Source organism: Paenibacillus sp. YSY-4.3, assembly GCF_054767475.1.
The window spans coordinates 81,635-107,183 of the sequence record NZ_BAABMC010000003.1 but is presented as its reverse complement, the minus strand read 5'-3'; the positions used below and the strand labels follow the sequence as shown (position 1 = coordinate 107,183).

Here is a 25,549-nt window from a genome sequence, read left to right as displayed (position 1 = left end):
CGCACTATATTTGGTGTGGTTTAAAGACAACATACACCATATATAGTGTAATGCTTGGGAGATAAGGAATTACTCCAATTTGAATGATGACTGCCGATGGCTCATCTACTGCGGGTGGGCTATTTCTTTGCGGGAGGGAACAGCAATGCTCGTTGTTTTTGATTCGAAGACGGGTAACGTCAAACGATTCGTTAGCAAGTTGGATGTGGAGCATATCCAGATTCGAGACGGCTTGGTCGTTGACCAGCCATTTGTACTCATTACATATACGACAGGCTTCGGTCAGGTTCCTCAGACTACTTTGAAATTTCTTGAGGATAACGGAGAACTGCTGCAGGGCGTTGCCGCAAGCGGCAACACGAACTGGGGCGTTCGTTACGGACTGGCTGGAGATCAGGTTGCGGAGATGTATTCGGTCCCTTTATTGATGAAATTCGAGCTTAGCGGCACCAAAAAGGATGTCGAGAGATTTATACAGGAGGTTAAGCAAATTGACTACACTAACGCCAACTCAACCACTTTCGCAAACGCAAATACCCAATTGGATACAGCTTAATAATGAAATTATGGTGCAGAAGAACGGGCAGTTCCAGTTCCATAAGGATCTGGAGGCGGCGCGCAGCTATTTTGTCGATTACGTGAACCAGAATACGGTATTCTTCCATGATCTGAAGGAGAAAATCGACTATTTGATCGAGCATGATTATTACGAGGCGGAGCTGTTCGCAAAATACGAGTTCGCCGATGTGAAGAAGCTGTATGAGGATCTGTATGCGCGCAAATTCCGTTTTCCATCCTTTATGAGCGCCTTCAAATTTTACAACAACTATGCCATGAAAACGAATGACGGCTCGAAGTTCCTAGAGCGATACGAGGATCGAATTGCCGTTACGGCATTGTTCCTTGGTGACGGCGACATCAAGAAAGCCGGAGATTATGCAGATGTACTGATTTCCCAGGAGTATCAGCCGGCTACGCCAACATTCCTGAATGCGGGCAAGAAGCGCCGCGGGGAGCTCGTCAGCTGCTTCCTGCTTGAGGTAGATGACTCGATGAACGCCATCGGGTTCGCGATTAATTCCGCGCTGCAGCTTAGCAAAATCGGCGGGGGCGTCAGCCTCAATCTCAGCAAAATCCGCGGGGCCGGCGAGCAAATCAAAGGCCTTGACGGTAAGGCGAGCGGCGTACTGCCCGTGATGAAGCTGTTCGAGGATGCATTCTCCTACGCCAACCAGCTGGGTCAGCGGGACGGCAGCGGCGTCGTCTACCTCAATTTGTTCCATGCGGACATTCATGAGTTTCTGGATACGAAGAAAATCAACAGTGACGAGAAAATCCGCATCAAGACGTTGTCCCTTGGCGTCGTGGCGCCAAACAAGTTCTTCGAACTGGTAGAGCAGGATAAGGACATGTATCTGTTCTATCCGCATACCGTCCATCAGGAATACGGCATCCATCTGGACGATATGGATTTGACGGTGATGTACGATGAACTCGTGAACAACCCGAAAGTACGGAAGAAGAAAATCGTGGCGCGCGATCTGATCATCAAAATTGCGCAAACGCAAATGGAATCGGGTTATCCTTACATCATGTATGTGGATAACACGAACGAGCAGCATGCCCTGAAGAACATCGGGCGCGTGAAGTTCTCCAATCTGTGCAGTGAGATCGCGCAGCTGAGCGAAGTGTCCACGATCAACGATTATAACCAGGAGGATGTGATCCAGCGTGACATTTCCTGTAACCTGGGCTCGCTGAACATCGTGAATGTGATGAAGAACCAGCGGATGCGCGAGACGGTTCATCTGGCGATGGACGCCCTCACTGAGGTCAGCGACCGTACCGAACTGGAGATCGTACCTTCTGTGGCCAAAGCGAACCGGGAGCTGCATTCTGTCGGCCTCGGAGCGATGAATTTGCATGGATTTTTGGCGCTGAACCATATTCCTTATGAGTCCAAGGAAGCGATAGATTTTGCGCGCACGTTCTTTATGATGTTGAACTTCTATTCGATCGAGCGCTCCATGATGATTGCCCGGGAGAGACAAGTGACGTTCAAGGACTTCGAACATAGCGAATATGCGAGCGGAGCTTATTTCAATCGTTATGAGGAGATTGACTATTCGCCGCGTACCGACAAGGTGAAGGCGCTGTTCGCAGGCCATCATATCCCGACACGCGAGGACTGGCTCCGTCTGAAAGAAGAGACGATGAAGCACGGGTTGTACCATGCTTACCGCCTAGCGATCGCGCCGACTGGCTCGATTTCGTATTTGCAGTCGTCGACAGCTTCGATCGCGCCGATAACCCAGCGCATTGAAGAGCGGGAATACGGAGATTCCAAGACGATTTACCCGATGCCATTCCTGAACGAGAGCAATTACTTCTTCTATAAAGAAGCTTACGATATGGATATGTTCAACCTGATTGATCTCGTTGCCGAGGTACAGGTGCACATCGACCAGGCGATTTCTACGATCCTATATGTGAAGGATAACCTGACGACGAGAGACTTGGCAAAATACTATATTTATGCGCAGAAAAAAGGGCTGAAAACTCTCTATTACACTCGGACGAGAAAAAGAACGATCGAAGAGTGCATCAGCTGCGTGATTTAAATGGATAAACTGCTCGTATGTTAGAGTTACAGCTAGGAGGAAAACGAAGAATGACGAAGTTCGATGCGGTGAACTGGAACGCGCCGGAAACGGATTATACGGAAATGCTGTGGACGCAAAATACGTCGCAATTTTGGCTGGACACGGAAATTCCGGTATCCAAGGACTTGAAGTCCTGGACCGAGCTGAGCAGCGCGGAGAAGAATACATTTATGAAGGTATTGGGCGGCTTGACACTGCTCGATACGGAGCAGGGGAACGTCGGCATGCCGCTAATTGCGCAGCATGTGGAAGGGAAGCAGAAGAAGGCGATCCTGATTTTCCAGGCGGCGATGGAGGAAATCCATGCAAAGAGCTACAGTACGATCTTTACGACCGTAGCCAGCAGCGAGATGATCAGCGAAACCTTCCAATGGGTGCGCAGCAATAAGTATTTGCAGTATAAGACGCATCGAATCGATTCCTATTATCGGAATATCGATCAGGGGGAGCAGTTGAGCCTGTATCAGGCGATGGTCGCCTCGGTCTTCCTGGAGAGCTTCCTGTTCTACTCCGGGTTCTTCTATCCGCTGTATTTGGCGGGGCAAGGGAAAATGGTGGCGAGCGGGGAGATCATCAAGCTGATCATCCGTGACGAGAGTGTGCACGGCGTGTTCGTCGGCCTACTTGCGCAGGAAGTCTTCCAGCAATTGAGCGCAGAGGAGCAGGAGATTGCTGAGAAGTTCGTGAACGACCTGCTGATGGATCTGTACAAGAATGAGCTGGAATATACTGAGGAGCTGTACGATCCGATTGGCTTGACTCATGAGGTGAAGAAGTATATCCGTTACAACGCGAACAAAGCGTTAATGAACCTGGGCATCGAGCCGGTCTTTGAAGAGGAAGAGATCAACCCGGTGGTGCTGAACGGAATTCGCACGGAGACGAGTACGCATGACTTCTTCTCCACGAAGGGCAAGGGGTACCAAAAGGGAACCGTTGAGCCGCTGCGTGACGATGACTTTACGTTCCTGGACCAAAGGGTGAAGGAATCGAATATTTGGTAATCGCATTGCATCGCTTGCGGTTTACAATAAAACATCCCATTACACTAGACAGTGTGATGGGATGTTTGTTTTTATGTTACATTATTTTTGATGTGAGCTTGTTCGCTCGTTCAGTCGATAGTTACAGTTACAGGGCGTTTTCGCCGCTGTCGTGGCTGACCTGCCACTCGGTGCCGAACTTGTCCTTGACGCTACCATAGCATTTGCTCCAGAACGTCTCCTGCAGCTCCATGTTCACCGTGCCGCCTTCCTTCAGTTTATGGAACACGGACTTGATTTCATCCAGATCGGTGCTGACGAAAGCCAGAGTGATGTTGTTGCCCTGAACGTAAGGCATTCCTGGAAACACGTCGGAGAACATCACGTTGCTTCCTTTGACGTTGATGCGGGCGTGCATGACTAAATCCTTTGCTTCATCGGGAAGCTTGTACTCCGGATTCGGCGGCGCTTCTCCAAAGGTCATGATATGCGGTGCTTCGGTGTTAAATACATCGGCGTAGAACTCTACAGCTTCGCGGCAGTTCCCATTAAAATTGAAATACACATCAACAGCCATTTGCCACACTCCTTATTGGATTAGGATGATGCTTGACTTCCTTATTGTAGCATTTGGCGGAATGAAAATAAATTATGTTGAATTTTAAATTAGATTTTAAGTGTTGAGATTATTTTGAGGTTCTAGTATATTATTTATAGGAACGTATGTTTGCAGTTCCGATTGTTTTAATTCATGCTTTAGAGATTCTCCTAGGGCAAAGAAATAAAGGTTGTTGAAATATGGTACTATATAGCACCATATAATGGATTTTGGCGACCCTATCCCTGAGCCTGAAGGAGAAGTTGAATACAGCGGTAAGTTTAATCTTCGTGTTCCAAAGAGCTTGCATCGTCATTTATCCGAACGAGCAGCCGCAGAAAATGTATCTTTAAATCAATATTGCTTGTATAAACTAAGTCGCTGAAAGGCGGCTTTTGTTTATTGAAATTATTTTAGCGATAGTTTCGCTAAAATCCCTCATGTTGGAAGTTTTGGAGTATAATATTGCGATAGAAAGGAGGCGGCTAAGTGAAAAGCTTCTTGGAAGAACTCTATTACGGAAAGCTGTATCCGAGCGAGCAGATTGTTTCCGATGATCCCCAATATCGTGCATTAAACCGCCAAATATCGGAGATGATGCAAATGTGGAAGAAGAAGCTGTCGGAAGAGGATTTCAGGCAGCTTGAAGCAATGCTGGATTTGCAGGGGGAATCGCATTCGCTCCACAATATGGCGACGTTCGTCCAGGGCTTTAAGCTGGGGGCCTCCATGATGATCGAGGTATGGGACGGAAAAGAGTAGCTTTATTGAAGAAATTGAGTTTGGGCTTGCAGAAACTTTTTGTGAGAAGTCCGCGTCTTAGTTCTCATAGCAAGTAATTAATGCAAATAGAGGAGAGGTTTCATGAGAACCATGCGTGGAAAACTCGTCAGTAGTCGAGCAATTGTGGTAGGAATGTTATTGTCTCTGACCTTGTTCATGTCTCATACCGTTCAGGCGGCCCCAAGCGCGCTACCGGCGCAGCAAGGCAAGTGGTTGTCGGATGTCGTAGCGATCGCCTCTGGGGACTATGCTGTATATGCGATTAAGAAGGATGGGACCGCTTGGGCATGGGGAGGAATAAGAGACCGGGGGTTGCTGGGCAACGGCTCGATCATTCCAGTCAAGACACCGGTGCGGATGCATATTGACGAGGTGAAAGCTATCGCGGGCGGGCACATGCATGCGCTGATTTTGCGAAAGGATGGTACGGTGTGGGCCACCGGAGATAATAGCGATGGTCAGCTTGGCATCGGTACGACCTCATATCAACCTGTACTTGAACCGGTTCAAGTGCCAGGTTTGGACAATATTGTTGCTATTTCAGCGGACGGTAGTCAGAGCTTGGCTCTTGGAGCGGATGGGACGGTTTGGCAGTGGGGAAGAAAGAACAGTGTACACACACCGTCATCTGTACCAGAGAAACTGGAGGGGGTTCCTGTTATCCAGGACATTGCCGCAGGTTTTTTGACGGTCAGTGCCCTAGACAAGGATGGCCAAGTCTGGATCACCGGATCGGCAGTGACGGACATGAATCCTGATCGCCAATGGGAACCGACTACAGTACAAGGCGATGCGATGAGTAAGGCAATAGCTGTTGCGACAGGCAGTCAGAAGGCTGCAGCACTGCTGGAAGATGGCACGGTTGCCATTTGGAAAAGCTCTAAAACATACCCTACAGCGGGCGATTTATTAAGTCCCACAAAAGTGAAGCATGCTGACCAACTCACGCGGTTGGAAGGGGGCAGCTTAATGATGTTTAGCAGCATCAAGCAGGATGGCACGGTATGGGTATGGGACAGTTACATGGATGCGAGCGAGTATACGGCCGTTCAGGTCGAGGGGATCCATAATGCTATTGATCTGGCGAATACGACTATGCGGGAGCAGTATGCGCTGCTAAGCGACGGTACAGTGATGAAATGGAATTATTACGGCGGGTCAAGCAAGCCATCCAAGCCGCAGCTCGTCGAGGATTCCATTCACGTTGAGATTAACGGGGAGAAGCTAGATTTCACTTATCCGCCGGCACTCGTGAACAATGTGAGCTATGTTCCTCTGCGCGGTGTTTTTGAACATTTGGGCGCTAAAGTGACCTGGATGAACCAAACGAATAGCGTTACCGTTAGTAAAGGAAGCATGAATATCGTCATAAATCTCTATACGCTGGACACAACAATCAATGGGAAAAAGGTCGCAAACAACCTTAAGCCGTTCAACGAAAACTATACAACGATGGTGCCGCTGCGCTTCATTGCCGAGGCGCTGGGCGCCAAGGTCAACTGGTCCAAGGAGCAGCATAGGGTACGAATTGAGCTGCCGAATCCATAAGGTAGAAAGGCAAGAAGGACATCCTCTTCAGAGCGAGGGTGTCCTTTTTTAATGTGAAAAGAAGATTGGCAGCCGGAGCTTAAACCCGGGTCTGAGCCGGAGTGGTCAGGGACGGTTCCTCTCTATTTTCCCTACCCTTCTTATCTCTGCGCTTCTCCCGCAGCAGCAGGGCAAGGGGCACGCTCAATAGCACGAGCAGGGCGGCAAAGACAAAGGAGTCATCAATGCCTAAAGTGTAGGCGGACAGGTGAATCCATTCAGCGCTGGACTTGGCGGCCGATTGCTGCAGCACGGCGGTATGGAGGTTCTGACGCGCATAGAACAGCGAGGTGAACAGGCCCAGGGCCAGAGCGCCAAAGATTTGCCGCAGCCAGTTGATTAACGCAGAGGCGTGGCTATACCATTCCGCCGCAGAGGCATGCATCCCTGCATTCATCGCCGGGGTCATCGACAGGCCGATGCCGATGTAACGGACAGCCATCCAGACAGCGACATAGGCCAGGCTCGTATCGAGCGCCAGATGACTGAATTGCCAGGAAGCCAGAACGATGAGAACAGCCCCGGTAATGACAAGGCGGAAAGCCCCGACCCGCGGATATAAGACACCGGCGAGCAGGGTCGCTACGCCCGAACTTAGGGATGGCAAGAGCAGCAGCAGTCCCACTTCAAAAGGGGACATCCGGTGGATTTCCTGCAAGTACAACGGGATAAAATAAATGCCCGAATACAACCCGATGATCAGAATCGCCGAAACTAGTATACTTGACGTGAAAATTCGATTGCGAAAAAGACGCAGATGCAGCAGTGGCGCTTTGACCCGTAATTCGTGCCGGACGAATAACAGGGTGGAGACGAGGCCAAGGATCAGCACAAAGGTGGAGCGGTAGGACCAGATGCCCCACTGGTGAATGTTGCTGAAATAGAGCAGCAGAGACAGGCTTCCGCATATCGCATACATCATTCCCAGGCGATCCAGCGGGCTCGAAGCGGAAGGCGGGTCGCGGGGAATCCACTTCACGCCCATCCATAAGGTCAGGATGCTTACCGGAATGAGGACGAGAAACATCCAGTGCCAGTTATGCCCGAGCAGCCAGCCGCTGATCGTGGGCGCAAGTGCTGGGCCGAGAATGCTGGAGGCCGACCAGAGGCTAAGGGCGATGGAGCGCTGATGCTTTGGGATAGCCCGAAAAATAATCGTCAGCGTCACCGGTTGGATGATTCCGCAAAACACGCCCTGCAGCATGCGGAAGGCGATCAGGCTATAAATGCTCCAGGAGGCCGCACACAGCGCGGAGCTTACCATCAATCCGGCAATCGAGTACAGAAACACTTGCTTATTGCTGAATCGATCCCCCAAATAACCGCTAAGTGGAATGATTACGCCGGTCGCTAAAGTGAAGCCGGTCATGAGCCATTGAACGGTTGCCAGATCGGAATCGAAAATTTCGATAAAGGCCGGCAGGCCGACGTTCATGGAGCAGACGTTATAGACGGAGATGAATGAGCCGAGGATGAGGACGTAGAGCACAGGCTGCTGTCTCAATGCAATCACTCCTTGCCGTAAATGATTCAAACTTGCCATGAACAAATAAAAAAGAGACATGGGCTGCCTCTATTTGCAGCCGATGTCTCCGGATGTCCGGTCGATTTTCCAACGGGATGACTCTAAATTGAGTCTTATCGTAGCAGTTCGTACAGGGGCTGTCAATGCGAAGAATTAGCTTCATTAATGCGTTGAAAACATGAAAATTTTGTGAAAAAATAATTGACACAAGGCAAATGGGAAGGTAGTATGTTCAATAAATCTAAGTAATCAGATAGGGATTTAACAATAAACCCTTCGACCGGACCTCCGGAGAGACCGCCATCAGCAGATGGGTGCGTCTCTTTTTTTTCGCTCATCTGCTAAAATTGGCGGCTACAGACTGTCTGATTCGCATGACTATCAAGAATTAAAGGGGGTTGTCATTCATGATTCGTTCATTTCTCAAATTGGCAAGCTTGGCGGTGGCATGGCTGCTCGCAGTTGTTCTGCTCGCGGGGTGCGGCGATAAAGCGACATCTGCGGCAAGTTCGGAAAATCCCGACGGTTTGGAGGTAACCGAGCTGCGTTATCAGGGCAGCGTGGGGGGCGTCACTTTTCCAGAGCTCGCCGAAGATCTGGGATATTTGGCCCCGCTCAAGCTGAAGTTCATCGGTACGACGATTAGCGGGCCGCAGGATATTCAAGCGGTGGTCACTGGAGACATCGATTTTGGCGGGGCGTTTAATGGAGCCATCGTGAAGCTGGTTGCGGCCAAGGCGCCGATTACGCCAGTCATTTCCTATTACGGCATCGATGAGAATACATGGTCCGGCTATTATGTGCTGGACGATAGCCCGATTCAATCCGCGAAGGATTTGATCGGGAAGAAGATTGCGGTGAATACGCTCGGAGCGCACCATGAATTTGTCATTAAGGAGTATTTGCGCCGGGAGGGGCTGACGGAGGCGGAGATCGAGCAGGTGACGCTAGTCGTCGTGCCGCCGGTGACCGGGGAGCAGACGCTTCGGGCGAGCCAGGTGGATGTTGCCACCTTAGGCGGGGTACTTCGGGATAAGGCGCTTGAACGGGGCGGGATTAAGCCGCTATTCACAGATAAAGATTTGTTTGGCGTCTTCAGCGCAGGGAGTTATGTGTTAACGAACAAGTTCATCCAGGACAATCCGCAGGCAACGCGCAAGTTCGTCGAGGCGACGGCCAAGGCGATCGAGTGGGCCAGAACGACCCCGCCGGAAGAGGTCAGAGCCCGTTACGCAAAGATCATCAAGGAACGCGGGCGGAAAGAGGATGACAGCAGCATCAAATATTGGAAAAGTACCGGTGTAGCGGGTACCGGAGGATTGATCGCTCCCGAGGAATTTGAGACCTGGGTGAATTGGCTGGTGAAAGACGGCACGATCCGGGAAGGCGAGGTTGACGGAAGCCGGATTTATACGAATGAATTCAATCCATACCGGGACGGAGGGGAGCAGGCTGATGACAACGGCAAAAATTAGTATCCAGCACGTGCATAAGGCTTTTCGGATTAAGCGTAATCTTGGGCATCTGCTGGAATCATCGCAGCCGGTTTCTGCATTGCAGGACATTCATCTGGAGGTAAAGCAGGGAGAATTCATGGTCATCGTCGGTCCGAGCGGCTGCGGGAAATCGACACTGCTCGATTTGCTGGCTGGGCTCACGAAGCCAAGCAGCGGACAGATTTTGCTGGACGGCAAGGAAATTGTCGGGCCTGATCTGGACCGGGGGATCGTTTTTCAGCAATATGCATTATTCCCCTGGAAGACCGCGCTGGCCAATGTGGAATTCGGCTTGGAGGCGAAGGGCATCGGCAAAAAGGAACGGCGGGAAACGGCGCTGGAATATATACAGCTCGTCGGGTTGTCCGGCTTTGAGAACCGTTACCCGCATGAGCTGTCAGGAGGCATGAAGCAGCGAATCGCGATAGCGAGAAGCCTCGCATACGATCCTGAGGTGCTGCTGATGGATGAACCGTTTGCCGCACTGGACGCGCAGACCCGAGAGACACTGCAGAGCGAGCTGCTGCGTATATGGGAGGCGACGAAGAAGACGATTATTTTCATTACGCATGGGATCGAGGAGGCCGTCTATCTCGGGCAGAGGGTCGCGGTCATGAGCTCGCGGCCGGGGCGGATCAAGGAAGTGATCGAGGTGCCATTCCAGGGCCGATCCTCGGAGGAGGACTTGCGGGCTCACCCCGAGTTCGTCAAGCTGCGCCATCACATTTGGGATTTGTTGAAGGATGAAGTGCAGCGTGCGCAGGAACAGGAGAAATCCAGCAGCCTTCATTATCGAGAGCACCCATTAAAAAATAAAGGAGGGGCTTGATGTGGCTAGTTCAAGTACGGGAGAGGCGTTGGTTCGCTTCGAGGCGGAACAGAGGGCGCCAGGGCGCAAGCTTAGTCTCGCAAAATGGTCTGTCGGCAAATTGTACCGCGGCATCAAATCGTCCATCGCGATTGTGGCCTTTCTGCTGCTGTGGGAATTCGCGCCGCGTCTGGGCATCGTTAATGTGACCTTTTTGCCGCCATTAAGCACGGTGGTCTCCGCCTGGTGGCAACTGCTGCTCTCGGGCGACCTTGCCGATCATTTACTCGCCAGTTTAATGCGGTCGATCGGCGGGTTCTTCCTGGCAGTTGCCGTTAGCATACCGCTCGGCTTGGCCATCGGCTGGTGGAAAGGGGTGGCGGAATTCCTAAATCCGCTGCTGGAAATGTTCCGCAACACGCCGGCGCTGGCCATTCTTCCTGTCTTCATTCTGCTGCTAGGGCTCGGAGAGACGTCGAAAATCGCCATTGTCTTCTACGCCTGCGCCTTTCCGCTGCTGCTGAATACGATTAGCGGAGTACGGAACGTCGATCCCCTGTTGATCAAATCGGCGCGCTCAATGGGCTTGTCACCGGTAAGCTTATTCCGCAAAGTCATCCTCCCCGCGTCGGTGCCAACGATCTTCGTCGGCATCCGCCAGGCGGGGGCGAGCTCGATTCTCGTGCTGGTCGCGGCGGAGATGGTCGGCGCGAAATCCGGGCTCGGCTATCTCGTGCAGTATACGCAGTTCAGCTTCCAGATTCCGCAAATGTACGCGGGCATTTTGACCATTTCGGTCATCGGCCTGGTTGTCAACTACTTGCTTGTTCATTTGGAGCGGAAGCTGACATCCTGGAAGCAAACGTATAGCGAATAAACAATAAAACGATGAAAGGATGAGGAATATGGGGAAAACCAAGCGGCAAATGAACCTGAATGTGTTTATCATGAATGCGGGACATCACGAGGCGGCTTGGAGGCGTACGGATACCGAGGCTGAGCGGATTACGGATATCCGGTATTTCCAGCGACTGGCCACAATCGCGGAGCAGGCGAAGTTCGACTCGTTATTTCTGGCCGATATTCTCGCCGTCGGCAAAAACGTGCAATACGGCGTGTCCTCATTTGGTCTCGAGCCGTTTACACTGCTCTCGGCGCTGGCGGCGGTCACTGAGCGAATCGGCCTCATCGGCACGGTGTCGACCACCTATAACGAGCCGTTTCACGTTGCGCGCAAGTTCGCTTCGCTGGACCATATCAGCCAGGGGCGCGCCGGCTGGAACATCGTTACGTCGGGCAATGAAATCGAAGCGAGCAATTTCGGCCGCGAGGGACATCTAGAGCACCGTATACGGTATGAGCGGGCAAGAGAATTTTTGGAGGTGACCACGGGCTTGTGGGACAGCTTCGAAGACGATGCCCTCGTCATTGATCGCGGCACGGGCCAATTTACGGACGGCGGGAAGGTGCACGAGCTGAACCATACCGGACAGCATTTTAGAGTCAAAGGGCCATTGAATGTGCCGAGAAGCCCGCAGGGGTATCCGGTGCTGGTGCAGGCCGGTTCCTCCGAGGACGGCAAGGAATTTGCCGCCGAGTATGCGGAGGCGATCTTTACGGCCCAGCAGACGCTGGAGGAGGCGCAGAGGTTCTATAGCGACGTCAAATCTAGGCTGGCTAAGTACGGACGGCATCCCGACGAGTTGAAAATACTGCCGGGCATCTCCGCAATCATCGGCGAGACAGAGTCGGAGGCTAAAGAGAAGGAGCAGGAACTCAATGAATTGACGATTCCTGCATATGGCTTGAATCAGTTATCCAGCATGCTGAAGGTGGATCTGTCGGGGATTCCGCTCGACGGGCCGCTGCCTGAGCTGCCGAATATAGAAGCGATCAATGGGAACAAGAGCCGGTTTCAGCTTGTGGCCGATTTGGCCAAACGGGAAAATCTGACGATCCGGCAATTGATCCATCGCTTGGCAGGCGGGCGCGGACATCGCACCTTTGCCGGAACCGCGGCGCAAGTCGCGGATCAGCTGGAAGAATGGTTCACCCAAGGAGGGAGTGATGGCTTTAATGTGATGCCGCCGTATTTGCCTGGTGGCCTGGAGGATTTTGCCTCTCAGGTCGTCCCAGAGCTGCAGCGGCGAGGGCTGTTCCGCACTGAGTATGCGGGACGTACTCTGCGGGAGCATTACGGGCTAGAGCGGCCTGCCAATCCATATGCTGCTAGGCCGCTCGTATCCCGATTGGCGGGATGCTAGGTGTAGCCGAAACGATGCACAAATGGGTTAGGCTAGGAGAACGCTGGATTTGTAAGCATGCGGTATGATCCAATAATCTGATGGAGGGAATGCCAATGAGTACGGTAGGAAAAAGCCAAGTGTTTGAAGGAACGACGGTTGAGGTGGTACCGGTGGCAGGCCGGATCGGCGCAGAAATTCGCGGGATTACTCTAACCCCGGATTTGGACCAGGCGACGATTGCGGCGATCAAAGAAGCACTGCTCAGTTATAAAGTCATCTTCTTCCGCGGGCAGCAGCATCTCGACGATGCGGGCCAGGAAGCGCTGACAGGTTTGTTCGGCGAGGCGGTGGCCCATCCGACGGTGCCGATCAAGCAGGGGACGGACTATGTACTGGAGCTCGATTCGCAGCATGGCGGGCGGGCGAATTCCTGGCATACGGATGTGACGTTCGTGGACGCTTATCCAAAGGCTTCGATCCTGCGGGCCGTCGTGGTTCCCGCTTCCGGCGGAGATACGGTATGGGCGAATACGGCCGCGGCCTATGAGCATCTGCCGGAGGACTTGAAGAATCTTGCCGACCGCCTGTGGGCTGTGCATTCCAACGAATATGATTATGCCGCCCAGCGCGATAATGTCTCGAAGGAGGCGATCGAGCATCATAAGAAGGTGTTTACGTCCACGGTGTACGAGACGGAGCATCCGGTCGTCCATGTCCATCCAGAGACGGGGGAGCGTTCGCTAATTCTGGGGCATTTCGCCAAAAAAATCGTCGGCCTGTCTACGGCCGATTCCCAAGCGATTATCAACCTGCTGCAAAGCCATGTTACCCGTCTGGAAAATACAGTACGCTGGCGCTGGTCCGCCGGGGACGTCGTCATTTGGGATAACCGCGCGACCCAGCATTATGCAATCAATGACTATGGCGATCAACATCGGGTCGTGCGCAGGGTAACCGTTGACGGGGAGGTTCCCGTCAGCATCGACGGCCGCAAAAGCATCACGCGTGTGAAGGAGTAGGGAGGCTTAGGGGCGAACATACAGCTGTTGACCGCTTTTCGGAAACGGAGCAGCACGGGTATAGCATCTAATGGGTCAATAATGGCATTGAAGCAAAAGCAAGGCCGTGAACCGAAATTTCGGTACACGGCCTTGTTTAATATGACGCTCTTCCGGCACGCTATTTCGGAATCGAAAAAAAAAGTTGTTATTTACTGTTTGTTCCATATCATTCACTTCATAGGACAAAAAGTATAGCCCCGGGTATAATGGCTCAAATCTGCTTGTTCTAGCAAAATAATCTTGAAAAATAGATTTTGATAGCGTATATTCTTAATTAACATAGGTAGACCATAATTTCCCAAGTATATTATTGGTTTCCAGAATAGTAGATTGAGGTCACAGAAGGCGACCATCAAAAGAATAGGAAAGTGTTAATCGCTAAAGGGTGATCTCGGTTATGGAATCAGTCGCTTTTATGACTTTCTCAACTATCGAGGGTCTAGGCATATTCGCGCTCATGATGACGATCTTCAAAATTAATCCGCTCCCATATTTTTGGCAGGCCTTGTTCGTTATCCTGCTGATGTCGCTGCAGAGCTACTTGCTGCGCAGCGAGCTATCCCTCTATTATTTAGCGCCGATTACCAATATTATGTTGTTCATATTTTTTGTAGCGACCGTTGTCAAGGAGCCCTTGGTCGGGGCCGCCGTAATAACGCTTACCGGTTATACGGCATTCAGTCTGCTGCAGACAATGATCGTGTCGATCGTCTTCGACTCGATTATCGAACCGCAAAGTGTCCTGATTTACGGGTATGCATTGCAGACCTCCAGCGCGATTACGATCGGGCTTATATCTTGGCTGCTCTATAGGATTGGGATCGGATTTACGTGGAGCTTCGAGAAAGTCAGATTCAGGCGGGAGGATTTGATCGTCAGCTCTACGATTTTCATTGTGTTGATATTTTTTACGATTATTCTTTACCGGAATGAGATATGGTCTAACTTATTATTCTTCTCGATTACGCTCTCCTTTTTTCTATATTATGCGGTCAGGAAGGAGAAGAAGGATCATGATCAATATGATGGCTAATCGAATTGCTGTTCAAATCAAGAGAACGGCTCCCGATCATCCAGCCTCAATAGCCGTTCTGCGGTATTCCATCGCCTTGCTCTTGAATGCTGCTCTGATTATCACCTTGACACTGTTGCTGTCGGCGCTAACCGGCAGGACGCATGAAGCATTGGTTATTCTCGTGTCGTTCGCTCTTCTTCGGCAGGTCTCGGGCGGTATCCATCTGAATTCCGGCATGAAATGCGTGCTCTCGACTACTGCGCTATTTACCATTCTCTCCCTCATCGAGCTTAGCGCTCCCTATGTAGTGATCCTAAATGCGATCGCCGCGATGCTTTGCCTCATTTTTGCCCCATCCAGAATACAGCAGCAGACGCGTATTCCTGTTCAATATTATCCCTTGCTTAAATTGATTTCCGTGCTGATCGTATGCTCCAATTTTTTAATCATGTCACCCGTACTTAGCCTTTCCTTTGTTGCCCAGTCGATGCTGTTGACCAAACTAAGGAGGTGAGAATGATGAAAAAAGTAGCCTATGCCAGTGCTTCCATGTTGTCTCTCTTCGCTGCGTTTGTTGTTTCCACGGCTAGCTTCCTGTACATTTATCAAGGCGAAACTCCGGAGGAATTGCTCAAATAATTAAGCATGGTTCCAGATACAAATCAAGAAACCCGGTAGCACTGTGGTAAGAAGCTGCGGGGTTTCTTGGTGTTTTCACATTACCCTATAAGCTGAGAGGGTATAATATAATGTATAATCTAATTGGAAAGTAGATAACTTGATTTCATATATTGAACAACTCAAGCTCAAGACAGGGAAAGGAAAGAGAGATGCTGAGATCGATACTTGAACAGTATCCGCCGGAATATCGCGGGGAGATGCACCAGGGAGCGAGCGGCTGGAATAATACGACTTACTTTGTCGAAGGCGGGCTGCGCCGCAGCGTCCTGCGGATTTATGAAACGCATCAGGATATAGAGAAGATTCGGTTTGAACATACGGTGCTGCAAGCGCTGAACGTTGAGCATACATTGAGTTACCGGGTTCCGCGGCCCGTTTGCACGATTTCCGGGGAGACGACGGTTCGGCTGATTGACGGAACCGGACGGTATGCTTGTATGTTTGAGTACATAGAAGGTACAAGGCCGCAAGGAGATGAGAGCATAGCGGCTCTATCATTTGGGGAAGCAGCTGGAGAAATGATGGAGCATTTGGCGGAAATTGATCCTGGAATACGGCCATCTTATCGGCCGTATTATGAATTGCCACAGTCCTATCCGATATGCAGCCGCGATGTCGTGCTGGAGTTTTGCAAGCAGCCGCCCCCGCCGTTCTTGGATTTGCAGGAACCGCTCGGCGAGTTGGGACTGGCCTATCAGGACTTGCTTGAGAAGCTGCACGGGCTGGAGAAGCTGCCGCAGCAGCTCATTCACGGGGATCTCAATTATTCCAATTTGCTAGTAAATGAGGATGATCCGACGCAGGTAACGGCATTGCTCGATTTCGAGTTCTGCACGAAGGATGTCCGAGCGATGGAGCCGGCTGTCATTATTTCAGGGCTGCTCGGTCAGGGTGAGGACAAAGACCGGGAGGCGGTAAGCCAGTTCTGTCAGGGGTTTGGCAGCCGGGTTCGCCTAACGGGAGAAGAGCTCGAAGCAATTCCGGTGCTTTTGCGGCTGCGCCAAATCGATGTGTTTCTGCATTTTATGAGCCGCTTTCTGCTGGGAACCGACGGTCCGGAGGTGCTGCATGAGCAAATACGGTCCACCTCGGCCGGGCTTCGGCAGTTGGAACGCAGTGGCGAATGGATTATGGAAAGTCTGGTGAGTTACATTCGAGTTTAAAGAGCCTCGCCCCATCGTGGGGCTTTTTTTTGCATATCCAACAAGGATTTATGATCCTGGGCATTTATCACGATATATATTTTATATTGGTTTTTGAGCACCCCCATAAACAGCTATGACATACACGTAATAGGAAGTGATGACTATTGATGGACAGGCCAATAGAACAGATTCTAAAGAAAGTCCAAGAAGAGGGGAACGCGGCGGAAAGGGATATGTTCATCGAACATTATCGTCCGTTTATACTTCGTACGGTTTCTCATGTCTGCAAGCGGCAAATCGGGTGGAACCATGACGAGTCCAGCGTGGGGCTGATCGCCTTTAACGAAGCGATTGACCGGTATAACGAGACGCTCGGCAAATCATTCGATAATTTCGCCTTTATGCTGATCCGCAATCGATTAGTAGATGAATTTCGCAGGCAAGGAAAGATCATGCGCTCTGAAAGCATCGTTTACGACGAGGCTCATGACGAGTTCGAGCAAACTGCACTGGAAATCGCGAGTTCGATGGAGGCATACGAACGGGAGCAAACCGCGTTAGAATTGGCGCAAGAGCTTATGCTTTATGATGAAGCGCTGCAGGAATACGGTGTATCCCTAGAGGAACTAGAGGACTGTTCCCCTAAGCACCGGGATACGCGCAAGCAATTCATTCAGATTGCCAAGCACTTTAGCGGGCATGCGGATTGGATTGATATTTTACATACAACAAAGCGTCTGCCCATGAAGGAGATGCTTGATTTTTTTAAGGTAAGCCGTAAAACATTAGAAAGAAACCGCAAGTATTTGATCGCGCTCGTTCTTATTTATTCCAACGGGGAATTTGCGCATATTCGCAGTACCGTCTCATTTGCGGATGTAGGGGAGTGATAATGATTCAAGGGACCGTAATGAAAATAACAGAACGTTGTATCGTTGTGCTCTGCGAGGATGGGACCTTCCGAAACTTGCCGCATCCGCCGGTCATGCCGGGGTTGGGGGAGAAAATCTCCGTCCCAGCAGCGGGTGAGCCGCAGCAGAGGAGCAGCTATATGCGCTATTTGAAAAAACAGTGGATTTATGCCGCATCTCTGGTGCTGCTGCTGGGCGCCGTGTTTATATTCAACTACTTACAGGGTGCCGAGCAGTCTGTAACGTTAGTAGCTGTCGACATTAATCCGGGTATGGAGCTGATTGTTAATAAGCGCGGGCTGGTTGATCAAGTGAGCCTGCTAAACGAGGACGCCAAGCTGCTGCTGTCCGGGAAGGATTTAAAGAACGAGGATGTCTACGAAGCTCTGCAAATCATTTTTGCCAAGGCAGAGCAGCAAGGTTACCTGGATACAGAATCGGGGAAAAAATGGATCTGGCTGTCGATCGTTGGTGTTGGAGAAGCCGCATACGCGATTGATCCGCAGAAAATTACCGTTCAGGACAAGAACTATAATGTTGAAGTATTTTCGGTGAATGAGCAGCAATGGGAGAAGGCAAAGCAAGAACAGCTCTCATTGAATAAATATATCGTTAAGGAGTTGGCAGCGGAGAAAGGTGTTCCTTTAAACGAGGAGCAGTTGCGCAGCCAGTCGATATTGAGCTCGCTTCAACAGGCAGGGGTTGATCCGCAGGATTTGTTTGATATTGAGCCAGAACGCAATATGGATAAAGACCCTTCCGCTAACAGCGCTCAGAGCGAACCGACAGGTTCAGCCGGTACAATCAACAACAGCGGCGGCGTGCAAGGGGAGCATGAACGAGTTTCCGATGCGCCAGCACAACAGCAGCCGGATACATCCGCCGTCATAGCTCAGGAACAGCCTGCCGCCGAGAAGGCGGACAAATCGCCGCAAGCAGGTTCAAAGGTTGAAGTCCGGAAGTTGAAGTTTGAGGTGAAGCTGGCAGCTGACGGAAAAGTCAAACTCGATTATAAGAACAAGGATGGCAAGTCAGAAGCAGTGTTTGAAAGAAAAGCGAAACAGGATGAGGAGAAGCGGCAGGGTCAGCAAGCCGTCACCTTTGCCGAGCAGCTTATTAAGCAATTGGATTTGAATGAGCAGAGCGACCGGAAGACGGTGCTCAGCCTGCTCATATCGGCGCTGAATATGAAGCAGGATGAATGGCTCGAATTGGAGTTCGAGGCTGAATATTCGAATGGCGGCAAGTTCAAGTTCGAGCTTGAAAATCCGCTGAAGGATCAGATTAAGGCAGAGGAAAAAAAGAAGGAACAGGAGAAGAAGGAACAGGAAAAAGCAAATAAGAAGGCAAAGGAACAAGATAAGAAAAAAGATAAAGAAAAAGAAAAAGATAAAGAAATTCATAAAGATAAGGTGAAGGAGCAGGGAGAGAAGCAAGAAAAAGCAAAGAAGCCAGCCAAAACTGGCAAGAAAGACAATAACGATGATGACGACGACAACGATGATGATTAAGAAGTTTTGAAGCGCCCCCCATAAAAAGACGCCAACCTTCGTAATAACAGATGTACGGAAAACGGTTGGAATGGAGGGTTGTAAATGGCACTGATCAATTGCGATAAATGTGGGGCTCTGATGGTGTGGAAGCGAACCCATTTATGCAGTGAATGTCTGAAGCTCCAGCTTGAAGATGTGTATAAGGTGAAGGACTATCTTGCCCAGCATCCTCAGGCCAGCGTCATGGAGGTGGAGCGGCAGACTAAGGTATCCTTAAGGACGATCCAAGAAATGGCTTTGAAATAATCATCATTGGAGAGGATGGAAATCATGAAAAATAAGAAATTAAAGGGTTTGCTTTGTTTACTGTTTGCCGCATTTCTTGTCTTTGGACAATCTGGCCAAATTATGGCGCGGGAATTCAATGATATTCAAGAAGCAGAATGGGCTGCGGGATACATAACGAAAATGCAATCGAAAAAAGTATTGCAGGGCTTCGAGGACGGTTCCTTCCGTCCGAACCAGCCGGTAACCCGTGTTGAAGCTATCGTTACGGCCGTTCGCTTGATGGGTCTTGAAGGCGAAGCCAAAGCGAAGTCCAGCGATACGAAGCTTCATTTCAAAGATGCGGATCAGTTGGATAAGCGTTATCCATGGGCCAAAGGCTATGTCATTGTAGCGCTGGAGCGCGGACTGTTTGATGCGGCTGAGGACAAGATTTTACCGGATAAACCAGCTAGCCGCGTTTGGGTGTCGAGCCTGTTGGTCAAATCTTTGGGGTTTGAGGAGGAAGCGCTGCGTCAAATGACGAAGATTCCTGACTTCAACGATGCGAAGGCTATTCCGGCAGGCGCTGTCGGTTACGTCAACATCGCCGTAGCCCAGGGCATCGTGAGCGGTTATCCCGACGGTACGTTCAAGCCGAACAAGAACGTAACCCGTGCTGAGATGGCGGCATTGCTGGATCGGACGAATGACGGGCTGCTTCAGAATCAAGGAGCTGTATCCGTTAGCGGCACAGTAAAGGAGATTCAATTTGCGGCTGGAGCAACGGACAGCGTTAATAACTCCGTCAATGGGCAAATCAAAATTGAGGCCGCAAACAAAGAGCTGTTATCCTTCGGAATTTCTTCTGAACTGCCTGTGAAGCACTACAATAAGATGATTTTGGCCAATCAAATTGCCGTCAACGATACAGTGAAATTAATAGTGAAAGATGGAAATGTCGTGGAAGCCGAGCTTGTGGCTGGGAAAGAAGCAGCTTCAAAGGATAAGGATAAGGAACAAGATAAGGAAAAAGACAAGGCAAAAGATAAGGTAAAAGATAAGGTAAAAGATAAGGATAAGAAAACCGAAGTGAAGCCGAACCCTGAACAAAACGCTGGCGCGATTGTAGAATTCGAATTTGAGGCTGAACTGACAGGCAAGCAAAAAATAAAGCTGGAGTATAAGCAGAAAAAGGGAGCAGCTGAGGCTGAGATTGAAATCAACGCCAAAAAAGACAAGGAGAAGCTCAAGGGCCAGCAAGCCGTTCAGTACGTGGAGAAGCTGCTGGGCGAAGCTGGCCTAAAGGACAGTATGAGCAGCAAGGAAGCCGCAGAAAAGTTGATGACAGCGCTGGATATCAACAAAGATCAAGTCAAAGAGCTGGAACTCAAGGTTAAATTCTCGAGCGGGAAGCAATTGAAACTCGACATCGATAATGACGATGAAGATGAAAATAACGATGATCAATAGAAAGTATATACAGCTTAGGTGCCGTAATGGCACCTTTTTTGTGTGCTTGTATGGCGAACAGAAGTATAACTAGCAAATGCGACTTTTGGCGGGAGGGTGGGGCGTATCTGACCGGTACGCTGGAGATCAGCTCCTATTTTGGTACACGCGCACTTGTAGCAAACTGCACCTCCTGGGCATACATTGGATAGACGTTTACCCATTCAAGGAGGATATCACGATGATCGATCCAATTTTACAAGATCCGAATCTGCGCCTGGCGGCTGACTCCAATCAAGTGCTGAACTATCAGCGCGACCCGCATAATTATCTTACCCAAGTGTTCGGTGAACAGCTTCCCGCGATAAAAACCGGGTTTTTCAATATTCATTTAACCAGAGGCATCGTTGTCCAGCCGCATTGGCATACGAATGTCAACGAGCTGGTATACGTCATCAGCGGTGAGGTAATTACTTCCGTGTTTAATCCATTTACGCAAAGATTGATGACCTACTATTTAAAGCCCGGGCAAATCTCTTTGCTTCCAAAAGGGTGGTTTCACTGGATTATCACGGAAAGCGATCATGCACACCTCCTTACGATCTTCGATCAGCCTACTCCCGATATTGTGTATGGCTCGGATTTTTTGCGTTTCCTGCCCAAAGAGGTCGTGCAGGGCGCGTATTGTGTAAACGAAGAGGATTATGCGCGGGCCGTAGCGCCAATTCGGGAATCCGTTATTTTGGGGCCGCCGGTCTGGTGCGAAGGCATGACAGCCAGCCACTACAATCATTACAACCCGGGGTGGGGTTAAAAAAGGCTGCAGTTTAATAGAAGCATCACGTTCATTCGAGTTGGAACAACCGGGTGAATGTGGTGCTTTTTGATGTGCATATGGTATGTTTGATTTGAGCAGAAATCGTCATGCTTGATAGATTCGTTGAGAGGATCGACATACGAATGAAGACAAAGATATTAGAGCTGCCTCTGTCGCCGGGAGTATATCTCATGAGAGATTCGCGGGGGACGGTCATTTACGTTGGCAAGTCCAAAAGTCTCAAGAAAAGAGTGCAATCGTATTTTTACAACAATAAATCGCATTCCCCAAAAGTGAAGAAGTTGGTTCAGCATGTCAAAGATCTGGAGCATATCGTTACTGATACGGAATTTGAGGCGTTCATGCTGGAATGCAGGCTTATACAGGAAATAAAGCCGATGTATAACCGCAAGATGAAAAATCCGCTAGGTTATAGTTATATTCTATTGCGGCAAAAGGGAGATTGGCGATGGCTGGAAATTACGGATACGCTGGATGAGGGCGGTCACGCTCGCTCGTGTTTTTTCGGCCCCTATACGGCAGGCAGAACCAGCCTTGCAAATGCAGTGGAAAGGATTCAGGAATGCTGTAAAATCGCCTGCAATCACCCACCAACCGCATCTTCGGCCAATATTCCCTGCTTGAACTATTCGATTGGCCTTTGTCTTGGCAAGTGTCTTGGCGGCGAAACCGCCCGGCAATTCGATGAAGTAATGGATCGATTCATTGCACTGCTTCAAGGGGCAGACCGCAGTTTATATGATGGAATGGAGCGCAATATGCTCGACGCCGCCGAGCGTTTCGATTTTGAGCAGGCCGCAAAGTATAGGGATGGCATGGAGGCGGTGAATTTGCTCTTAAGTAAAAGGCAAGTGATCGAGTTCGCCGAAGAGAATCACAGCATCGTTGTTTATGAGCACTTAGACGAAGATACGATAAAATTATTTCTGATTAAGAGGAACGTCGTGCTGCACAGCGAGCAATGCTCTGTGGCTTCCACAGCGGACATTGAATCGCTGCAGCGGAGGGTCAAAGTCTTGATTCTCGGCTACTTTACGAAAGACATTGAATTGGAAGCTGCCGAGGTTACCCGGGAAGATATCGATGCTGCACAAATCATCTACAGCTATTTGCAGAGCAGTGCCTGCCGCTATCTTCTTATTCCCGAGAGCTGGGTAGTAGCGGATGAACAATGCGAACTCGACGGCGCGCTGCGAACATTTTTGGACTTTTAGATAGACCTTTGAAAGCTTCACGAGGAATGCTGTCTTAGTGGACTCGAAAAAAAAGATGCCGAAGTATTGCTGTCGCCCGGTGCAGTGTATGGCAAGCCGGGAGACCGGGGAGGCTGGAAATAAGCTTAATGCTGAAGGGAGGAGCATGATCATGCATATCAAGGAGGAACCTGTTGTTCGTACTGGAATGTTGATTCGACGTCCGGTGGAAGAGGTATTTGAGGCAATAGCCGACCCTTCGATCACTACAAAATTCTGGTTTACAAAGAGCAGCGGAAGGCTTGTGGCCGGCAAGCGTATCCGCTGGGAATGGGAAATGTATGGCGTCGGGACAGATGTGGATGTGTTGGAAATAGAACCAAACCGCCGTATTTTGCTGAATTGGTCGCCGCCCGATATCAATTCTGTGGAATGGATATTTACCCCATTTAGCGATAGCGAAACCTACGTTAGTGTTACGAATTCTGGATTTAAGGGAGACGGTGATCAAGCTGTACAGGATGCCCTAGACTCGATGGGCGGATTTACAATGGTGCTCTGTGCATTGAAGGCGCTGCTGGAGCATGGTATCGTTTTAACGGTTGTAGCGGACAAGGCTCCACCTGAACCGGTTTGATAAACAAAGTGTATAACAGTGCACTTCCTTTTCGGCTGAAAACAGCTATAGAGGAGGTGCTTTTTCGTCGTTTCGGATTACGAACTTTTGTTAGGCCAAAGGAGGCCGTGTTGCGACTTATTTCTTAAAATGACGCCATCCAGTCCGTTCGCCTCTGGTCTTACTGGGCCGTTAAAATCAGCGGTCCGTCCGGGGTGACTGCGATCGTATGCTCATATTGCGCCGACAACTTGCCGTCGGCCGTTCTCGCCGTCCACCGATCGTCGTCGATCGTGATACGGAACGTACCTTCGTTGACCATCGGTTCAATCGTAAGCACCATGCCTTCCTTTAACCGAATGCCTTTGCCGGCTGCGCCGATATGCTCGTAGTTCGGCTCCTCATGCAGGCTCCGCCCGATGCCGTGCGCCAGCAGATCGCGTACGACCGAAAATCCATTCGCTTCCGCATGCTGTTGAATCGCCGATGTTATGTCGCCGAGCCGGCCCCCGGGGAGCGCTCGGGCGATCCCCAGATCCAAGCATTCCTTTGTCACCTTCATTAATTTTTGATCCTGCGGCCGAATTTTGCCCACCGCATAGCACCAGCACGAATCGCCGAACCATCCGCCGTATTCCACGACGATGTCGAGCTTCAGCAAGTCGCCGTCCATAAGCGCCCGATTCGAAGGAATGCCGTGAGCCACCACATCGTTGATCGAAGTGCAAGTTTCGGCGGGAAACCCGTTGTATCCTTTCGTAAACTGCTTGCCGCCCAGCTTGCTGATGTGTCTGGCGACAAAGTCATTGATTTCCCGGGTAGTGATCCCAGGCTCGATCAGTTTGGCCACCTCGCGGTGGCAGTCCGCGACGATTTGGCTCGCCGGCTTCATCTCTTCGATTTCTCTAGGTGATTTTAAAATGATCATCTTTTGTTTATCCGCTCCTTATCAATTCTATAATTTTAAAAACCGGGCGATATCCCTGGCCTCCTCGTGCAGCTTTCCGCGGTGAAGGGAAAGCGAGGCGCAGCCGACCAAGGCGGCCAGCAGCATTTCCGCGCGCTGTAGCCGATACGGCGGCTCAGCCGCGTTTCCGCCGGAAGCGGCAGCACTGTCAGCCGCACCGCCCGCCGCACGTTCGGCTTCCAGCAGCGAGGCCAGCGGCGCGAGCACTACCCGGTGAAAGGCGGCCGAGAGCGGGGCCGAGCGCGCTTCAGGCAGCGAGGCAAAGTCCTCACCGGCCAACTTATACAGCAGGTACAGGGCGTGATCCTCCGCCCAGAGCTGCAGCAGCCGGATGCAGGCGGCGGCGAGGGGGACAGGCTCTGCAGCAGTATCCGTTTCGCTGCCTCCGCTTCGGGAAACCGCGGCAGCCGAGTTCCCGGTGTCCGCGGCAGCAGCCAAGCCGAAATGCCCGCCCACCGGAGTCTTTTCTGCAGATGAAGCGCGCGGGACCTCCAGAGTAACCTTCGCATTTAGCGGGACCTCCAGCGGGATCTCCGCCGGAATCTTCAACGGGGCCTTCAGCGGAATCTCTGCCGGAATCTTCAGCAGGGCGTTAGCGGAGCCTCCAACGGGGCCAACAGCCGGCTCTTCCAGTGGAGCATCTAGCCATCCCCCGGCCCGCTCCAACGCGTTCCATAGCAGATCGTGGAGCAAATCGCCCTTATTGCTGTAATAATGGTATACCGTGCCGTAGCCGAGTCCCGCATACGCGGCCACATCGCGGATCTCCAGTAATGGCCCTTTATGCAAAAAAACATCGGCAGCCGCTTTACGGATTTGCGCTAGACGCCGCAGCCGAATCTCTTCATTCTGTTCCTTCGTGCGTGGGGTCATCTCGTCCGTTCACCTCTTTTATTTTTGACCTACTATTATGTCAATATAAAACATCAGCTCGCAATTAACAAGTGATTAGTTGGAGGATTTTCGGCTCAACCTAGAAATCGATGCTTGACCAATGGGGTAGCCTCGAACGAGCCACCATGTTTGGAGCATTGCTACGCTAACGGTTGTCATAGCGCTTAATTGGCCCCAAAAACGGACGTTTCTTTTCTAACGGTTGTATGCGCGCTTATTTGGTCGAATCAGCCCCTCTGCCTATGAAAAAACGGGAAATAGGCCCTCTGGCAACCGTTACATTTTGTAAACCCCCAATTTTACCCAAATAGCGTCGCTCACAACCATTAG

General features: G+C 50.7%; 26 protein-coding genes. 22 read left to right on the top strand and 4 right to left on the bottom strand.

What is annotated here, in order from left to right:
* Positions 1–145 precede the first annotated feature (145 nt).
* Genes nrdI through nrdF form a run of 3 tightly spaced genes read left to right on the top strand, consistent with a single transcriptional unit; the run spans position 146 to position 3,667 of the window.
* Positions 146–556, top strand: a complete 411-nt coding sequence (nrdI, locus tag ACYUJT_RS11230; RefSeq protein ID WP_460321851.1) for a class Ib ribonucleoside-diphosphate reductase assembly flavoprotein NrdI — start codon at positions 146–148, stop codon at positions 554–556.
* A gap of 10 nt (positions 557–566) precedes the next feature.
* On the top strand, positions 567–2,621 hold the full coding sequence (nrdE, locus tag ACYUJT_RS11225; RefSeq protein WP_460321848.1) for a class 1b ribonucleoside-diphosphate reductase subunit alpha: 2,055 nt from the start codon (positions 567–569) through the stop codon (positions 2,619–2,621).
* 50 nt (positions 2,622–2,671) lie between these two features.
* Positions 2,672–3,667 (top strand): class 1b ribonucleoside-diphosphate reductase subunit beta, encoded by a 996-nt coding sequence (nrdF, locus tag ACYUJT_RS11220; RefSeq protein WP_460321846.1) that lies wholly within the window; start codon positions 2,672–2,674, stop codon positions 3,665–3,667.
* Positions 3,668–3,794: 127 nt separating this feature from the next.
* On the opposite strand, the gene ACYUJT_RS11215 is transcribed toward nrdF, so the two are convergent.
* Complete coding sequence (locus ACYUJT_RS11215; protein WP_460321844.1) at positions 3,795–4,223, bottom strand: VOC family protein; 429 nt, start codon at positions 4,221–4,223, stop codon at positions 3,795–3,797.
* Between the two features lie 244 nt (positions 4,224–4,467).
* On the opposite strand from ACYUJT_RS11215, the gene ACYUJT_RS11210 reads away from it, so the two are divergent.
* The 3 genes from ACYUJT_RS11210 (at position 4,468) to ACYUJT_RS11200 (ending at position 6,575) form a co-directional block, all read left to right on the top strand.
* Positions 4,468–4,629, top strand: a complete 162-nt coding sequence (locus ACYUJT_RS11210) for a toxin-antitoxin system HicB family antitoxin (protein ID WP_460321842.1) — start codon at positions 4,468–4,470, stop codon at positions 4,627–4,629.
* 104 nt (positions 4,630–4,733) lie between these two features.
* Positions 4,734–5,006 carry a DUF6809 family protein gene (locus ACYUJT_RS11205; protein ID WP_460321839.1) on the top strand — a complete coding sequence of 91 codons (273 nt, stop codon included), beginning with the start codon at positions 4,734–4,736 and terminating at the stop codon, positions 5,004–5,006.
* A 102-nt stretch (positions 5,007–5,108) separates the two neighbouring features.
* Positions 5,109–6,575, top strand: coding sequence for a stalk domain-containing protein (locus tag ACYUJT_RS11200; RefSeq protein ID WP_460321837.1), 1,467 nt, complete (start codon positions 5,109–5,111; stop codon positions 6,573–6,575).
* Positions 6,576–6,654: 79 nt separating this feature from the next.
* Here the strand turns inward: ACYUJT_RS11200 and ACYUJT_RS11195 are convergent, their stop codons facing one another.
* A complete protein-coding gene (locus tag ACYUJT_RS11195; RefSeq protein ID WP_460321835.1) occupies positions 6,655–8,157 on the bottom strand; it encodes a DHA2 family efflux MFS transporter permease subunit in 1,503 nt (500 codons plus the stop codon).
* 389 nt (positions 8,158–8,546) lie between these two features.
* Here ACYUJT_RS11195 and ACYUJT_RS11190 point away from each other — a divergent pair, with 389 nt between their 5' ends.
* From ACYUJT_RS11190 to ACYUJT_RS11115, 16 genes are all read left to right on the top strand, one after another.
* The gene (locus ACYUJT_RS11190) at positions 8,547–9,614 is read left to right on the top strand and encodes an ABC transporter substrate-binding protein (RefSeq protein WP_460321833.1); all 1,068 of its coding nucleotides are present in this window, start codon (positions 8,547–8,549) and stop codon (positions 9,612–9,614) included.
* Positions 9,595–10,464, top strand: coding sequence for an ABC transporter ATP-binding protein (locus ACYUJT_RS11185; RefSeq protein WP_460321831.1), 870 nt, complete (start codon positions 9,595–9,597; stop codon positions 10,462–10,464). The genes ACYUJT_RS11190 and ACYUJT_RS11185 overlap by 20 nt, the downstream gene beginning before the upstream one ends.
* 1 nt (position 10,465) lies before the next feature.
* Positions 10,466–11,320: an ABC transporter permease gene (locus ACYUJT_RS11180; protein ID WP_460321829.1), complete on the top strand. Its 855-nt coding sequence runs from the start codon at positions 10,466–10,468 to the stop codon at positions 11,318–11,320.
* Between the two features lie 28 nt (positions 11,321–11,348).
* On the top strand, positions 11,349–12,707 hold the full coding sequence (locus ACYUJT_RS11175) for an LLM class flavin-dependent oxidoreductase (RefSeq protein WP_460321826.1): 1,359 nt from the start codon (positions 11,349–11,351) through the stop codon (positions 12,705–12,707).
* 95 nt (positions 12,708–12,802) lie between these two features.
* The gene (locus ACYUJT_RS11170) at positions 12,803–13,708 is read left to right on the top strand and encodes a TauD/TfdA dioxygenase family protein (protein ID WP_460321823.1); all 906 of its coding nucleotides are present in this window, start codon (positions 12,803–12,805) and stop codon (positions 13,706–13,708) included.
* Between the two features lie 439 nt (positions 13,709–14,147).
* Positions 14,148–14,783 (top strand): hypothetical protein, encoded by a 636-nt coding sequence (locus ACYUJT_RS11165; protein ID WP_460321820.1) that lies wholly within the window; start codon positions 14,148–14,150, stop codon positions 14,781–14,783.
* A complete protein-coding gene (locus ACYUJT_RS11160; protein WP_460321817.1) occupies positions 14,764–15,279 on the top strand; it encodes an accessory gene regulator ArgB-like protein in 516 nt (171 codons plus the stop codon). Before ACYUJT_RS11165 ends, ACYUJT_RS11160 begins: the two co-directional genes overlap by 20 nt.
* Before the next feature lie 5 nt (positions 15,280–15,284).
* Positions 15,285–15,404, top strand: a complete 120-nt coding sequence (locus ACYUJT_RS11155) for a cyclic lactone autoinducer peptide (RefSeq protein WP_430691829.1) — start codon at positions 15,285–15,287, stop codon at positions 15,402–15,404.
* A gap of 191 nt (positions 15,405–15,595) precedes the next feature.
* A complete protein-coding gene (locus ACYUJT_RS11150) occupies positions 15,596–16,609 on the top strand; it encodes a phosphotransferase (RefSeq protein WP_460321814.1) in 1,014 nt (337 codons plus the stop codon).
* Positions 16,610–16,758: 149 nt separating this feature from the next.
* Positions 16,759–17,481, top strand: a complete 723-nt coding sequence (gene sigI / locus ACYUJT_RS11145; protein ID WP_460321812.1) for an RNA polymerase sigma-I factor — start codon at positions 16,759–16,761, stop codon at positions 17,479–17,481.
* Positions 17,482–17,483: 2 nt separating this feature from the next.
* Positions 17,484–19,013, top strand: coding sequence for an anti-sigma-I factor RsgI family protein (locus ACYUJT_RS11140; protein WP_460321810.1), 1,530 nt, complete (start codon positions 17,484–17,486; stop codon positions 19,011–19,013).
* Positions 19,014–19,097: 84 nt separating this feature from the next.
* The gene (locus ACYUJT_RS11135; RefSeq protein WP_460321807.1) at positions 19,098–19,301 is read left to right on the top strand and encodes a hypothetical protein; all 204 of its coding nucleotides are present in this window, start codon (positions 19,098–19,100) and stop codon (positions 19,299–19,301) included.
* Between the two features lie 24 nt (positions 19,302–19,325).
* Complete coding sequence (locus ACYUJT_RS11130; RefSeq protein WP_460321804.1) at positions 19,326–20,732, top strand: S-layer homology domain-containing protein; 1,407 nt, start codon at positions 19,326–19,328, stop codon at positions 20,730–20,732.
* A gap of 220 nt (positions 20,733–20,952) precedes the next feature.
* Positions 20,953–21,525 (top strand): cupin domain-containing protein, encoded by a 573-nt coding sequence (locus ACYUJT_RS11125; protein WP_460321802.1) that lies wholly within the window; start codon positions 20,953–20,955, stop codon positions 21,523–21,525.
* Positions 21,526–21,635: 110 nt separating this feature from the next.
* Positions 21,636–22,763 carry a GIY-YIG nuclease family protein gene (locus ACYUJT_RS11120; RefSeq protein WP_460321799.1) on the top strand — a complete coding sequence of 376 codons (1,128 nt, stop codon included), beginning with the start codon at positions 21,636–21,638 and terminating at the stop codon, positions 22,761–22,763.
* Between the two features lie 145 nt (positions 22,764–22,908).
* Positions 22,909–23,379 (top strand): SRPBCC family protein, encoded by a 471-nt coding sequence (locus tag ACYUJT_RS11115; protein WP_460323264.1) that lies wholly within the window; start codon positions 22,909–22,911, stop codon positions 23,377–23,379.
* 160 nt (positions 23,380–23,539) lie between these two features.
* Here the strand turns inward: ACYUJT_RS11115 and map are convergent, their stop codons facing one another.
* Both map and ACYUJT_RS11105 read right to left on the bottom strand, forming a co-directional pair.
* Positions 23,540–24,286, bottom strand: coding sequence for a type I methionyl aminopeptidase (gene map, locus ACYUJT_RS11110; protein WP_460321797.1), 747 nt, complete (start codon positions 24,284–24,286; stop codon positions 23,540–23,542).
* 27 nt (positions 24,287–24,313) lie between these two features.
* Positions 24,314–25,198, bottom strand: a complete 885-nt coding sequence (locus ACYUJT_RS11105; protein WP_460321795.1) for a TetR/AcrR family transcriptional regulator — start codon at positions 25,196–25,198, stop codon at positions 24,314–24,316.
* Between the last annotated feature and the right edge of the window lie 351 nt (positions 25,199–25,549).